At 61.8% G+C, this 13,288-nt stretch carries 12 protein-coding genes; 10 read left to right on the top strand and 2 right to left on the bottom strand.

Annotation, left to right across the window (positions count from 1 at the left end; translation table 11 throughout):
- Nucleotides 1-77 precede the first annotated feature (77 nt).
- Nucleotides 78-824: an NRDE family protein gene (locus H8F22_RS16310; protein ID WP_027926512.1), complete on the bottom strand. Its 747-nt coding sequence runs from the start codon at nucleotides 822-824 to the stop codon at nucleotides 78-80.
- 124 nt (nucleotides 825-948) lie between these two features.
- Here H8F22_RS16310 and H8F22_RS16305 point away from each other — a divergent pair, with 124 nt between their 5' ends.
- The 3 genes from H8F22_RS16305 to H8F22_RS16295 all read left to right on the top strand — a co-directional run bounded on the left by H8F22_RS16305 (nucleotide 949) and on the right by H8F22_RS16295 (nucleotide 3,646).
- On the top strand, nucleotides 949-1,731 hold the full coding sequence (locus tag H8F22_RS16305; RefSeq protein ID WP_027926513.1) for a sulfite exporter TauE/SafE family protein: 783 nt from the start codon (nucleotides 949-951) through the stop codon (nucleotides 1,729-1,731).
- Between the two features lie 80 nt (nucleotides 1,732-1,811).
- Nucleotides 1,812-2,624, top strand: a complete 813-nt coding sequence (gene lgt, locus H8F22_RS16300; protein ID WP_059182002.1) for a prolipoprotein diacylglyceryl transferase — start codon at nucleotides 1,812-1,814, stop codon at nucleotides 2,622-2,624.
- 50 nt (nucleotides 2,625-2,674) lie between these two features.
- Nucleotides 2,675-3,646 carry a thymidylate synthase gene (locus tag H8F22_RS16295; RefSeq protein ID WP_027926515.1) on the top strand — a complete coding sequence of 324 codons (972 nt, stop codon included), beginning with the start codon at nucleotides 2,675-2,677 and terminating at the stop codon, nucleotides 3,644-3,646.
- A gap of 121 nt (nucleotides 3,647-3,767) precedes the next feature.
- Here the strand turns inward: H8F22_RS16295 and cadR are convergent, their stop codons facing one another.
- Nucleotides 3,768-4,217, bottom strand: a complete 450-nt coding sequence (gene cadR / locus H8F22_RS16290; protein ID WP_027926516.1) for a Cd(II)/Pb(II)-responsive transcriptional regulator — start codon at nucleotides 4,215-4,217, stop codon at nucleotides 3,768-3,770.
- 85 nt (nucleotides 4,218-4,302) lie between these two features.
- Here cadR and H8F22_RS16285 point away from each other — a divergent pair, with 85 nt between their 5' ends.
- From H8F22_RS16285 to H8F22_RS16255, 7 genes are all read left to right on the top strand, one after another.
- Nucleotides 4,303-6,564: a heavy metal translocating P-type ATPase gene (locus tag H8F22_RS16285; protein WP_194940458.1), complete on the top strand. Its 2,262-nt coding sequence runs from the start codon at nucleotides 4,303-4,305 to the stop codon at nucleotides 6,562-6,564.
- 16 nt (nucleotides 6,565-6,580) lie between these two features.
- Nucleotides 6,581-7,444, top strand: a complete 864-nt coding sequence (locus H8F22_RS16280) for a LysR family transcriptional regulator (RefSeq protein ID WP_027926518.1) — start codon at nucleotides 6,581-6,583, stop codon at nucleotides 7,442-7,444.
- A 145-nt stretch (nucleotides 7,445-7,589) separates the two neighbouring features.
- Nucleotides 7,590-8,666: a putative 2-aminoethylphosphonate ABC transporter ATP-binding protein gene (locus H8F22_RS16275; protein WP_194940457.1), complete on the top strand. Its 1,077-nt coding sequence runs from the start codon at nucleotides 7,590-7,592 to the stop codon at nucleotides 8,664-8,666.
- Complete coding sequence (locus tag H8F22_RS16270; protein WP_059182005.1) at nucleotides 8,666-10,390, top strand: putative 2-aminoethylphosphonate ABC transporter permease subunit; 1,725 nt, start codon at nucleotides 8,666-8,668, stop codon at nucleotides 10,388-10,390. Before H8F22_RS16275 ends, H8F22_RS16270 begins: the two co-directional genes overlap by 1 nt.
- A gap of 53 nt (nucleotides 10,391-10,443) precedes the next feature.
- Nucleotides 10,444-11,469 carry a putative 2-aminoethylphosphonate ABC transporter substrate-binding protein gene (locus tag H8F22_RS16265; RefSeq protein WP_027926521.1) on the top strand — a complete coding sequence of 342 codons (1,026 nt, stop codon included), beginning with the start codon at nucleotides 10,444-10,446 and terminating at the stop codon, nucleotides 11,467-11,469.
- A 122-nt stretch (nucleotides 11,470-11,591) separates the two neighbouring features.
- Entirely contained in the window at nucleotides 11,592-12,725 is a 1,134-nt protein-coding gene (locus H8F22_RS16260) for a TIGR03364 family FAD-dependent oxidoreductase (RefSeq protein ID WP_194940456.1), read from the top strand.
- A complete protein-coding gene (locus tag H8F22_RS16255; RefSeq protein WP_059182007.1) occupies nucleotides 12,725-13,282 on the top strand; it encodes a phosphonate degradation HD-domain oxygenase in 558 nt (185 codons plus the stop codon). The genes H8F22_RS16260 and H8F22_RS16255 overlap by 1 nt, the downstream gene beginning before the upstream one ends.
- Nucleotides 13,283-13,288 lie beyond the last annotated feature (6 nt).

Here is a 13,288-nt window from a genome sequence, read left to right as displayed (position 1 = left end):
CATTGGAACTGTGACCGACGCACATCCAGTGTAGGAGTGAGCCTGCTCGCGATAGGGTCAGTCCTCACAACACACAACTAAAGCCGGATCTCCACTTCCCCCAGATGCCCCCCATACGGCCCGAAACTCCTTTCGACCATATGCCGCGTCCCATCCGCCTGAACAATCAACGCCGTACTCGCCCGCGTCCCATAACTCTGGCTGGCTATAAATACACTCGACAACAACGTCTCGGTCGCCAGCCCGACCCCGGTGTCCGGCAGTTCGGTAAACGGCGCCGTCTGCGCATCCCCCAACAATGCCAGCAACGCCTGGGGTTGCGGGTCTGCCAAGACTTCTTCCAGTGCCGCCCGGGCCTTGAGCAGTTTTGGCCATGGCGTATCGAGCCCGGCGTTCGACAATCCGTAAACACCCGGGGGCAGCATCACCGCCTCAGATTCCCGCGCATTGAAGTGCCACAGCTCGTTGGTATTGCCGATCAGCAGATTAAACCCGGCATATTCGATGTAACGTCGGACAACATCGCTCAAATAGTCATCAATCGAGCGGTCACCCAACAGAAACCCCGCCACCAGTTCACCGCGGGATTTACGCGATGGCGGCTGATGCGGATCACGAATATTGGTCAGTGCCGCAAAGCGCCCATTGGCGCCAATACCCAGCCAGGTGCCGCCGGCTTCCTGGTCTCGGCCGGCGTAAACGTTGGGCGCTTCGGGCCACTGCGCCAGAGGCAGGCTAGGGCGGGCATAGAATTCGTCGCGGTTGGCCGCCACGATCAGCGGCTGGGCGTGGCCAGGCCGCCAGGCGAAGACAATCAGGCACATAAGGTGGTCCTTGTGTGTTTTTTGCTCACTCTACGCAGTCCTCGCCCGTCGTTCCATCGCCTTGCGCAGTGGAGCGTTGCCCCCTCCATCCGTTACCATGCCCCCCTTCTTCGGGGATGCATCCATGGAATTTCTGCTTTACCTGGCGCTGGGCGCCTGCGCAGGCGTGCTGGCCGGGCTGTTCGGGGTCGGCGGCGGGATCATCATCGTCCCCGTGTTGGTCTTCAGTTTCACCTTGCAGGGCTTTGACGCATCGATCCTGACCCACCTGGCGGTCGGCACGTCCCTGGCGACGATTATCTTTACCTCGGTCAACGCCGTACGCGAACACCATCGTCGTGGCGCGGTGCGTTGGCCGATTTTCGTCTGGATGACCGTCGGCATTCTGATGGGCGCCGGTTTCGGCGCGCTGACCGCCGAAGCGATCTCCGGCCCGAACCTGCAGAAGATCATCGGCGTGTTCGCCCTGGTCATCGCCGCGCAACTGGCGCTGGACGTCAAACCCAAGGCCAGCCGAACGGTGCCGGGCAAACTCGGTCTGACCCTGGCCGGTAGCGTGATTGGCTGGGCCTCAGCGATTTTCGGGATTGGCGGCGGCTCCTTGACCGTGCCGTTCCTGACCTGGCGCAGTGTACCGATGCAGCAAGCCGTGGCCACATCGTCGGCCTGTGGTCTGCCGATCGCCTTGGCCAGTGCATTAAGTTTCATGATTCTGGGGTGGCACGATCCATTGCTGCCGGCCCATAGTCTCGGTTTTGTGTACTTGCCGGCGCTGCTGGGGATCGCCCTGACCAGCATGGTGTTCGCCCGTATCGGCGCGCGACTGGCCCACAGGCTGTCGCCGAAGTTGCTGAAAAGACTGTTTGCCGCTTTGCTGTTCTGCGTGGGCCTGAGCTTTCTGCTCTGACACGTTTCGCAATCCTGGCTTAATCCTGAGGTGGCAGCGTCACCCGGGAATTTTGGTTTCAACTCTAACGAGGAGTCGCAATGCTGCCTTACCCGCAGATCGACCCGGTGGCCCTGGCCATCGGTCCGCTGAAAATCCACTGGTACGGCTTGATGTACCTGATCGGCATTGGCGGCGCCTGGCTGCTGGCGTCCCGCCGGTTGAACCGGTTCGACCCGACCTGGACCAAGGAGAAACTCTCCGACATGGTCTTCTGGATGTCGATGGGCGTCATTGTCGGCGGCCGTTTGGGGTATGTGCTGTTCTACGATCTGCACGCCTATCTGGCCAACCCGACGCTGATTTTCGAAGTGTGGAAGGGCGGCATGTCGTTCCATGGCGGTTTCATTGGCGTGATGCTGGCGGCGTTGTGGTTTGGCAAGAAGAACAACAAGTCGTTCTTCCAGCTGATGGACTTCGTTGCACCCATGGTGCCGATCGGCCTGGGCGCCGGGCGTATCGGCAACTTCATCAACGCGGAGTTGTGGGGCAAGCCGACCGACGTGCCATGGGCGATGATCTTCCCGCCGTTCAGCGATCCGTCGCAGTTGCCGCGCCATCCGTCGCAGCTGTACCAGTTCGCGCTGGAAGGCGTCGCGCTGTTCCTGATCCTGTGGCTGTTCTCGCGCAAGCCGCGGCCGACCATGGCGGTATCGGGGATGTTCGCGCTGTTCTACGGCATCTTCCGGTTCATCGTCGAATTCGTCCGCGTACCGGACGCGCAACTGGGCTATCTGGCCTGGAACTGGCTGACCATGGGTCAGGTGCTCTGCGTGCCGATGATCGTCGGTGGTCTGTTCCTGATCTGGTTGGCGTATCACCGCGCCCCGGCGACCCCAGCGGCAGCCGTATAAATTCGAACCCCGGGGGCGACGGCCTCCGGGTTCAAGGACACAGGTAACTCATGAAGCAATATCTCGAACTGGTCGCCCACGTCATCAAGAACGGCACCAAGCAAGCCAACCGTACGGGCGTGAACACCATAAGCTTTCCGGGCGCGATGCTGCGTTACGACCTGAAAGAAGGGTTCCCGGCGATCACCACGCGCAAGATGGCCTTCAAATCGGCCATCGGCGAGATGTGCGGTTTCCTGCGTGGCGTGAACAACGCCGCCGAATTCCGTGCACTGGGCTGCAAGGTCTGGGACCAGAACGCCAACGAAAACGCGCAGTGGCTGGCCAACCCGTTCCGCCAGGGCGACGACGACCTCGGCGAGATCTACGGCGTGCAATGGCGTAAATGGCCGGCGTACAAGCAGATCCCGGTCAGCAACCAGGCCGCCATCGAGCAGACTCTGAGTCAGGGCTACCGCCAGATCGCGGAAGGTGAAGAAGACGGCCAGGCCTACGTGGTGCTGTACAAGGCGATCGACCAGATCCGCCAGTGCGTCGACACCATCATCAAGGACCCGGGCAGCCGCCGCATCCTGTTCCACGGCTGGAACGTTGCCCAGCTCGATGAAATGGCCCTGCCGCCGTGCCACCTGTTGTACCAGTTCCACCCGAATGTCGAGACCAGGGAAATCTCCCTGACCCTCTACATCCGCTCCAACGACCTGGGCCTGGGCACACCGTTCAACCTCACCGAGGGCGCCGCGCTGCTGAGCCTGATCGGTCGCCTGACCGGGTACACGCCGCGCTGGTTCACCTATTTCATTGGTGATGCGCACGTCTACGAAAACCACCTGGACATGCTGAATGAACAGCTCAAGCGCGAGCCGTTCCCGATGCCGAAACTGGTGATCAGTGATCGTGTACCGGAGTTTGCCAAGACTGGCGTGTATCAGCCGGAATGGCTGGAGTTGATCGAGCCGGGCGATTTCTCGCTTGAGGGGTATCAGCACCACGCGCCAATGACCGCGCCAATGGCGGTCTAAGCCTTAACACATAACCCTGTGGGAGCGGGCTTGCCCGCGAAAGCGGTTTGTCAGTCACATCAACGTTGGATGTGCCGCCGTCATCGCGGGCAAGCCCGCTCCCACAGGTTTTAGGGGGGCTTTAATGCCCGTGGCTTCTCCCGACATGAGAATGCTCAACCTCCGTCGCCACAACCCCGCCACTCACTTCCAACCGCTGCAAAATCCCGCACTGATCAATCTCCGGCCCTTCGCCACAGCGTTGGCGCAGGTCGAGCAGTTGTGTCTGCAATGCCAATAACCCATCAATCCGCGCCTTGACGTGGTGAATGTGCTCATCGATCAGCGCATTCACGCTTTCACACTGGTCCTGCGGGCTGTCGCGCAAGGCCAGCAGGCTGCGGATCTCTTCGAGGGTCATGTCGAGGGTGCGGCAGTTGCGGATGAAGGTCAGGCGTTCGGCGTGGGCCTGGGTGTAGACGCGGTAGTTGCCGTCGCTGCGGGCCGGTTCCGGCAGCAGGTTTTCGCGCTCGTAATAGCGGATGGTTTCGACGGCGCAGTCGGTGAGTTTGGCCAGTTCTCCGATCTTCATGACGGCAATCTCCAAATGGGTGCTTGACCCTATAGTGGCTACAGGGTCTTTACTTGGCAACAGGCACCTTCATGGACGCGACCCGATGAGCGATTCCCGACACACCCACACACACGAGGCTGGGCACGATCACAGCCACAAACTGCAGCCTGTGCAGAAACATGAGCATGGCGGGCACGGTGATTCCTGCTGTTCCGCCAAAGTGGCGGCGCCATCGCTGATCAAGTTGAGCGAAACGCCAACCGCCGGTGCGCGGCTGAGCAGCTTCCGCATCGACGCCATGGACTGCCCGACCGAGCAGACGCTGATCCAGAACAAACTGGGCAAGCTTGCGGGTGTGCAACAGCTGGAATTCAACCTGATCAATCGGGTCTTGGGCGTGACCCATGACCTGCCGAGCACTGCGCCGATCATCGAGGCGATCAAGTCGCTGGGCATGGTGGCCGAACCGCTGGAGCAGGGCGTCGAAGCGCCAGCGCCGATCCCCGAGAAAAAGCACTGGTGGCCTCTGGCACTGTCCGGCGTGGGGGCGCTGGCGGCAGAAGTGATCCACTTCACTAGCGCCGCGCCGGACTGGGTGGTGGCGATCATCGCGCTGATTTCGATCCTCAGTGGCGGCCTCACCACTTACAAGAAAGGCTGGATCGCGCTCAAGAACCTCAACCTGAACATCAACGCGTTGATGAGCATCGCGGTCACCGGCGCGATCCTGATCGGGCAATGGCCGGAAGCGGCGATGGTGATGTTCCTGTTCACCGTGGCCGAGTTGATCGAAGCCAAATCGCTGGACCGGGCGCGTAACGCCATTGGCGGCTTGATGCAGATGACCCCGGAACAGGCGACGGTGCAGCAAGCCGACGGCAGCTGGGTCACGCAAGAGGTCAAAACCATCGAGCTCGGTGCGCGAGTGCGGGTGCGTCCCGGCGAGCGGATTGGCCTGGACGGCGAAGTCGTGTCGGGCAGTTCGACCATCGATCAGGCGCCGATCACGGGCGAAAGCCTGCCGGTGGAGAAGACCGTCGGCGACAAAGTCTTCGCCGGCACCATCAATCAGGCGGGGTCTCTGGAATATGCGGTGACCGCAGCGGCCAACAACTCGACGCTGGCGCGCATTATCCACGCCGTCGAACAGGCTCAGGGTGCCCGGGCGCCGACCCAGCGTTTCGTCGACCAGTTTTCCAAAATCTACACCCCGGCGGTCTTCATTCTTGCTCTGGCGGTCGCGGTCATTCCGCCGCTGTTCATGGGCGCCGTCTGGTTTGACTGGATCTATCGCGCGCTGGTGTTGCTGGTGGTGGCTTGCCCATGCGCGTTGGTGATTTCCACTCCGGTGACCATCGTCAGCGGCCTCGCGGCGGCGGCGCGCAAAGGGATTCTGGTCAAGGGCGGCGTCTATCTGGAGGGCGGTTACAAGCTCGATTACTTGGCCTTGGACAAGACCGGCACGATTACCCATGGCAAACCGGTGCAGACCGATTATTTGTCGCTTGAGCCCACCGCAGACGCCACTGCCCCGGCGATTGCCGCAGCGCTGGCCGGTCGCTCGGATCACCCGGTGTCGCTGGCCATTGCCAACGCGGCTGCCGATAAACAATTTGCGCCGCTGATTGTGGATAACTTCGAAGCGCTGGCCGGTCGCGGTGTGAAGGGGCAAGTCAACGGCCAGACCTACCACTTGGGCAATCATCGTCTGGTCGAAGAGCTGGGCCTGTGCTCGCCGCAACTGGAAGAAAAACTGTTCGCGCTGGAGAAGCAGGGCAAGTCCGTGGTGCTGCTGCTCGACCCGTCCGGTCCGCTGGCGCTGTTCGCCGTGGCCGACACCGTTAAAGAGAGCAGCCGTGAAGCGATCCGCCAGTTGCATGAGCTGGGCGTGAAAACCCTGATGCTCACCGGCGATAACGTCCACACCGCGCAGGCGATTGCCGCACAAGTCGGTATCGACGAGGCCAAGGGCGACCTGCTGCCGACCGATAAACTGCAAGCCATCGAAGCCCTTTATGCACAGGGCCATAACGTCGGCATGGTCGGCGACGGCATCAACGACGCGCCGGCGCTGGCCCGGGCCGAGATCGGCTTTGCCATGGCGGCGGCCGGTACCGATACCGCCATCGAGACCGCTGATGTCGCCTTGATGGACGACGATTTGCGCAAGATTCCGGCGTTCATCCGCTTGTCGCGCCAGACCTCCAGCATCCTGAAACAGAACATCGCCCTCGCTTTGGTCATCAAGGCGATCTTTCTTGGGGTAACCTTCGCCGGGATCGCTACCATGTGGATGGCGGTGTTCGCCGACATGGGCGTGAGCCTGTTGGTGGTGTTCAATGGTTTGCGCCTGTTGCGCAAATAAGCGATGAGGAGCGGGTGTGCTGAGTGCCGAGCTGAAGGCGTTTTACATGGTGGCCCGCCTGGGCAGCATTACCCTGGCGGCGAAGAAGCTTGGCCTGAGCCAGCCCACGGTGACGACGCAGATCCGCCATCTGGAAAGTCAGTACTCGGTTGAACTGTTCTACCGTGGCGGCCGCCGCCTCAGCGTCAGCGAAGAAGGCGCGCGGCTGCTGCCGATGGTCAAGGCATTGTTGCAGCAGGAAGCCGACATCGAGTTTTTCCTGCGCAACAGCGGTCAGGTCCAGGGCACGTTGCGCATCGCGGCCACGGCGCCGTATTACATCCTTGATCTGGTGAAGGCCTTTCGCGAGCGCCTGCCGCAAGTGGAAGTGTCGGTGGAAATCGGCAATTCCCAACAAGTGCTCGAAGCGCTGGAGGACTACCGGGTGGATGTCGCGGCGTCCTCGCAATTGCTCGACGATGCGCGGTTGATTCGCCGGGTGCTGGGCAGCGATCCGTTGGTGTTGGCGGTGCATCGCAATCATCCGCTGGCGGTTCACGACCATGTGCCGCTGAGCGCATTGGCCGGGCATACGTTGTTGATGCGCGAATCGGGCTCGACCACTCGGCGTCTGACGGAAGAGTTACTGGCCAGCGCCGGGGTGAGTTTCGGGCCGCTGCTGGAGATTGGCAGCCGTGAATCGATCCGGGAGGCGGTGCTGCGCAACATCGGCATCAGCATCATTGCCCGGCAGGAAGTGCCGCACGATCCGCAACTGCGGGTGCTGACCATCGAGAATGCGCCGCAGATTCCCGAGTACCTGTATTGCCTCAAGGAGCGCAAAGGCGCGCGGCTGCCAGCGGCGTTTCTCGGGTTGGCGCAGGAAATGGCACCTGCCTGATGATCGTTTCCCACGCAGAGTGTGGGAACGATCGACGGTGAACCAAAATCCCTGAATACCACTATCAGCCATTTTTGCCTCACTGCCACATGACGGACGCATTGCATCCCTAGGATGGCCTTCATCTGCTTGATGAGGCCTGTCCATGAACCACTCGATCGCAACTGCCCTGACCAACCCCGGCGCCCCGATGAAGGTGCGCGGCGTACAGAAACGCTTCGGCGCCTTTACTGCGCTGGATAACGTTTCCCTCGACGTGGCGGCCGGCGAACTGGTGTGTCTGCTGGGCCCGTCGGGTTGTGGCAAAACCACCTTGCTGCGCTGCATCGCCGGCCTGGAAAAACAGGACAGCGGCGAGTTGTACCTCGGTGATCGCGACGTTTCCCACTTGGCCCCCCAGGCGCGGGACTACGGCATTCTGTTCCAGTCCTACGCACTGTTCCCCAATCTCACCGTCGAAGCGAACATTGCCTACGGTCTCGCCGGCAGCGGTCGCGACGAAGTGCGCAAGCGTGTCGGTCAGATGCTGGAACTGGTCGGCCTGATCGGCAGCGAGAAAAAGTACCCCGGCCAATTGTCCGGCGGCCAACAGCAACGCGTCGCCCTGGCTCGGGCCCTGGCGCCAGCGCCTTCGTTATTGCTGCTGGACGAACCGATGTCGGCACTCGACGCCCGGGTTCGCGAGCACCTGTGCACCGAACTTCGCCAATTGCAGCGCAACCTCGGCATCACCACCCTGATGGTCACGCACAATCAGGACGAAGCCATGCTGATGGCCGACCGCATCGCCGTGATGAACAACGGCAAGGTCGAGCAGTACGCCACGCCGCAGGAAATCTACGACCGTCCGGCCACGCCGTTTGTGGCGGAGTTCGTCGGCCAGGGTAACTGGCTGCCGTTTCGCCGCAGCAGTGACAGCCACGCCCAGGTCGGCGGGCTGAACATGCGCCTGGCCGATGGCAGCGCAAAAACTGCGTCGGGCCGTTTGTTCTGCCGCCCGGAGGCGATCAACGTCAACCCGCTGGTGCATGAAGAAAACCTGTTCCCGGCCAAGGTTCGCGAGATTACTTTCCTCGGCAACCGCTGCCGCATGAGCTTCGAACTCGACCAATTGCCGGGCCATCCGTTGCTCGCCGAACTGGCACCGGAAGCCATGCCGCGCCTCGGCGCCCAGCAGATCATGGTTGCCTTGCCGCCGCGCAGCCTGCAGGTGTTTGCCTGATGAGCGCGAACATCGCGCTGCCGATACCGCACAAGCAGGTTCGGCAGACCTCCCGTGCCGAAATCGGCGACCGGGTGTTCGTGGTCGGCGGCAAAGTCCTGTTGCTGGTATTGCTCGGCGTCGCGGTGTTGATGCCGTTGCTGGCGATCTTCTGGCGCGGCTTCAGCTCCGAAGCCGGGCAGGGCGGTGGTCTGGTGGCCGCACGGGAGTTGGTCACCAGCGAAAATTTTCACTGGCTGTTGGGTAATAGCCTCAAGGTTTCCCTCAGCGTCGCGGCGATTGTCGTACCGCTGGCCTATCTGTTTGCCTACGCCCTGCAACGCACATTGATTCCCGGCAAAGGCATCTGGCGTGGGATTTCGCTGCTGCCGTTGATGGCGCCGTCGATGCTGCCTGGTATTGCACTGGTCTATCTGTTCGGCAACCAGGGCATGTTGCGTGGTTTGCTCTCGGACAACATCTACGGCTTCTGGGGCATTGTGCTCGGCGAGGTCATCTACACCTTCCCACACGCCTTGATGATCCTGCTGTCGGCGCTGTCCCTGGCGGATGCGCGACTGTTCGATGCTGCCTCCAGCATGGGTGCGAGTCCGGCAAAAGCTTTCCGCAGCATTACCTGGCCGGCGACGCGTCAGGCTGTGTTCGCCGCGTTCTGCCTGGTGTTTACGTTGACCATCACCGACTTCGGCGTGCCTGTGGTGGTCGGTGGCGACTACCAGGTGCTGGCGCTGGAAGCCTATAAAGCGGTGGTCGGCCAGCAGCAGTTCGGTCGCGGCGCGTTGATCGGCATGGTCCTGCTGTTGCCGGCGCTGTTCAGCTTCGGCGTCGATGCGTGGTTGCGTCGACGTCAGGGCGACTCCATGAGCGGGCGTGCGCAAGTCTTCAAACCCGCGCCATCGAAACTGCGCGACGGCTGCTACCTGGGCATCGTGTTGCTGATCAGCGCGGCGTTGCTGTTGGTGTTCGGCATGGCGATCTTCTCTTCGCTGGTCAAATTCTGGCCGTACAACCTGTCGCTCTCGCTCAACCACTACCAGTTCAACGACACGGCGGGTGGCGGCTGGCTGGCGTATAGCAACAGCGTGAAGATGGCGTTGTGCACGGCGTTGATCGGCAGCGTGCTGATCTTCACCGGCGCTTACCTGATGGAAAAAACCAAGGGCCAGCGCGGACTGAATCTCACCTTGCGCATGCTCAGTTTCGTACCGATGGCGGTGCCGGGACTGGTGCTGGGCCTGGGTTACGTCTTCTTCTTCAACCTCACCGGCAACCCGCTGCATGTGCTTTACGGGACCATGACCTTGCTGGTGGTCTGCACCATTGCTCACTATTTGACCACCGCGCAGATGACCGCCACCACCGCACTGCGTCAGCTCGACGCCGAGTTTGAAGCCGCCGCGCTGTCGCTCAAGGCGCCGCTGTATCGACACTACCTGCGCGTCACCGTGCCGATCTGCCTGCCGGCGCTGCTGGACATCGTGCGCTACCTGTTCGTCTCGGCCATGACCACTGTCTCGGCGGCGATCTTCCTCTACAGCCCTGACACCATCCTCGCGGCGGTGGCGGTGCTGAACATGGACGACGCCGGCAACGTCGGCGGCGCGGCGGCGATGTCGACCCTGATTCTGTTCACCTCGGCGGGTGTGTCCCTGCTGCTGGCCTGGGCCTCGCGCGGTTTGCTGCGCCGTTCCCAAGCCTGGCGGCAGACCGCGCCTGGCCACTGATTCTGCCCGTGACTCAACCCTCAAGCCTCAACTCAAAAAACAGGAAAACGATCATGTTCAAGCCCCTGGCCCTGGCCGCTGCTGTTCTCTCCGCTTTTAGCCTGAACGCCTTCGCGGCGAAAACCGAGTTGACGGTGTACACCGCCCTCGAAGCCGAGCAGTTGACCGCTTACAAGGCCGCTTTCGAAAAGACCAACCCGGACGTCGAGATCAAGTGGGTACGTGATTCCACCGGCATCATCACTGCCAAGTTGCTGGCCGAAAAAGCTCGCCCACAAGCCGACGCCGTCTGGGGCCTGGCCGCTTCGAGCCTGGCGATCCTCGACCAGCAAGGCATGCTGCAAAGCTACGCGCCGAAAGACCTGGGCAAAATCGGCGGCAACTACCGCGACGCCGCCAACCCACCCGCCTGGGTCGGCATGGATGTCTGGGCCGCGACCATTTGCTTCAACACCGTCGAAGCCGAGAAGCAGGGCCTGAGCAAACCCGTGAGCTGGCAAGACCTGACCAAGCCTGAGTACAAAGGCAAAATCGTGATGCCTAACCCGGCCTCGTCCGGCACCGGCTTCCTCGACGTCAGCGCCTGGTTGCAAACCTTCGGCGAGAAGCAGGGCTGGCAGTACATGGACGACCTGCACCAGAACATCGGCCAGTACGTTCACTCCGGCTCCAAGCCTTGCAAACTGGCGGCTGCCGGCGAATTCCCGATCGGCATTTCCTTTGAATACCCGGCCGTGCAGCTGAAGCGCCAAGGCGCACCGCTGGACATCATCCTGCCGAAAGAAGGCCTGGGCTGGGAGATCGAGGCAACGGCTGTGATCAAAGGCACTCCGCATGAAGAGGCGGCGAAGAAACTGGCTGACTTCTCGGCAAGCCCTGCGGCGATGGAGCTCTACAAAGAGAACTTCGCGGTACTGGCTCAGCCGGGTATCGCCAAGCCGCAGACTGAATTGCCGGCGGATTATGAGCAGCGTCTGATCAAGAACGACTTTGCCTGGGCTTCCAAGAACCGTGACGAGATCCTGACCGAATGGCGCAAGCGCTATGACGGCAAGTCCGAGAAAGTGGTTGCCAAGTAACCGACTCACATTCTGTGGCGAGGGAGCTTGCTCCCGTTGGACTGCGCAGCAGGCCCATTTTCAGGGCCGCTACGCGCCCCAGCGGGAGCAAGCTCCCTCGCCACAAAAAGCGGGATTACGCCATGACACAACACAACGACCTGCTGATCGTCGGCGCCGGCATCCTCGGCCTGTCCCACGCCTACGCCGCCGCCCGACGCGGTCTGAAAGTCACCGTCTTCGAACGCAGCGAAACGCCCTTGGGCGCCTCGGTGCGCAACTTCGGCCAGGCCCTCGTCACCGGCCAGCCGCCGGGCCCGATGCTTGAACTGGCCAAGGCCAGCCGCGAGATCTGGGGCCAATGGGCACAACTCGCCGGCCTGCAACTCAAGCGCAACGGCTCATACCTGTTCGCCCGCACCGAAGCCGAAGAACACCTGCTGGAAGCGTTCTGCGCCGGTCGCGCCGTGGAGCACAGCTACCGCGTCGAACTGCTGCGCGGCGCTGCCTTGCGTGATCTGTACCGCGGCCAGTTCACCCATCACCGCGCCGCGTTGCACGGGATGGACGATCAGCAGTTGTATTCCCGCGAAGCCATTCCGGCGCTGATCGACTACCTGCACCGCGAACGCGGCGTGACCTTTCACTTTTCGACCCTGGTCCGTGACATCGAACCGGGCCGCTTGCACAGCACCGCCGGCACTTTCAGCGCCGAGCAGATCATCGTCTGTTCCGGCCACGATTATCAGACGTTGCTGGCCGAACAGATTGCAGCACTCAACCCGCAAATCTGTCGCCTGCAAATGCTTCGCGCCCGCCCGCAGATCAACCTCAACCTGCAACACGCGTTGCTCACCGGTTTGAGTTGCGTGCATTACGGCGCCTTTGCCGATCTGCCGGAAGCGGCGGCGGTGCAGGCGCAAATTCTGCGAGACGAGCCGCACCTGCATGACAACGGCATTCACCTGCTGATCAGCCCGACGCCGTACGGCGAATTGATCATCGGCGACTCCCACCATTACGGCAGCGATCCATCGCCGTTCAACGCCGAGCAAGTGGACGACTGGATGATCGAACTGGCCGAACAGACGCTGGGCTGCAAGGTGCAAGTGATCGAACGCTGGCAGGGTGTCTATGGTTCACGGGGGCCGGGGCCGTTTTCGTTCCTGCGTCCGGCACCGGGATTGAGCGTGGCGCTGATGCACACCGGCGTCGGTATGAGTGTCGGGCCTGCATTGGCTGAACGTAATGTGGCGACTTTGTTGGGAGAGCGTTGATGAGCAACCACGAACAGGTGATTGCCGACGTGTTCGGTCTGTACGAGCGTTTTGGCGACAGCGACTACATCGGCGAACCGGTGTCGCAGATCGAGCACATGTCTCAGGCCGCACAATTGGCGATGGCCGAAGGCTTCGATGATGAAGTGGTGTTGGCTGCTTTTTTTCACGACATCGGGCACATCTGTGCCGAAAGCACCGAGAACATGGGCGGCTTTGGCGTGGTCAGCCACGAACGACTAGGTGCCGATTACCTGCGCCGTGCCGGTTTCGGCGAACGCATGGCGCGACTGGTGGAATACCACGTGCAGGCCAAGCGTTATCTGACGCTCAAAGAGCCGGGGTACTACGAGCGCTTGAGTGAGGCCAGCCGTCGCACGTTGGAGTATCAGGGTGGCGTGATGACACCGGCTGAGGCCGAAGCCTTCGAACAGGACCCTCTGTGCGAGGTCAGTTTGCGCATGCGTCAGTGGGATGAGTTGGCCAAGGGCATGGGCGTACCGGTGATGGATCTTCGTCTCTTGAAAGAAAAGGCGGCGCGACTGTTGGCGGAGTAGAGCCTC

The organism is Pseudomonas mucoides, assembly GCF_015461845.1.
Lineage (GTDB): Bacteria > Pseudomonadota > Gammaproteobacteria > Pseudomonadales > Pseudomonadaceae > Aquipseudomonas > Aquipseudomonas mucoides.
Note: the sequence above shows the minus strand (reverse complement) of the source record. Positions and strands in the feature narration are given on the sequence as shown.

Coding starts and splice junctions, on each gene's coding strand:
- H8F22_RS16310 (WP_027926512.1), bottom strand. CDS start 824: ATGTGCCTGATTGTCTTCGCCTGGCGGCCTGGCCACGCCCAGCCGCTG.
- H8F22_RS16305 (WP_027926513.1), top strand. CDS start 949: ATGGAATTTCTGCTTTACCTGGCGCTGGGCGCCTGCGCAGGCGTGCTG.
- lgt (WP_059182002.1), top strand. CDS start 1,812: ATGCTGCCTTACCCGCAGATCGACCCGGTGGCCCTGGCCATCGGTCCG.
- H8F22_RS16295 (WP_027926515.1), top strand. CDS start 2,675: ATGAAGCAATATCTCGAACTGGTCGCCCACGTCATCAAGAACGGCACC.
- cadR (WP_027926516.1), bottom strand. CDS start 4,217: ATGAAGATCGGAGAACTGGCCAAACTCACCGACTGCGCCGTCGAAACC.
- H8F22_RS16285 (WP_194940458.1), top strand. CDS start 4,303: ATGAGCGATTCCCGACACACCCACACACACGAGGCTGGGCACGATCAC.
- H8F22_RS16275 (WP_194940457.1), top strand. CDS start 7,590: ATGAACCACTCGATCGCAACTGCCCTGACCAACCCCGGCGCCCCGATG.
- H8F22_RS16270 (WP_059182005.1), top strand. CDS start 8,666: ATGAGCGCGAACATCGCGCTGCCGATACCGCACAAGCAGGTTCGGCAG.
- H8F22_RS16265 (WP_027926521.1), top strand. CDS start 10,444: ATGTTCAAGCCCCTGGCCCTGGCCGCTGCTGTTCTCTCCGCTTTTAGC.
- H8F22_RS16260 (WP_194940456.1), top strand. CDS start 11,592: ATGACACAACACAACGACCTGCTGATCGTCGGCGCCGGCATCCTCGGC.
- H8F22_RS16255 (WP_059182007.1), top strand. CDS start 12,725: ATGAGCAACCACGAACAGGTGATTGCCGACGTGTTCGGTCTGTACGAG.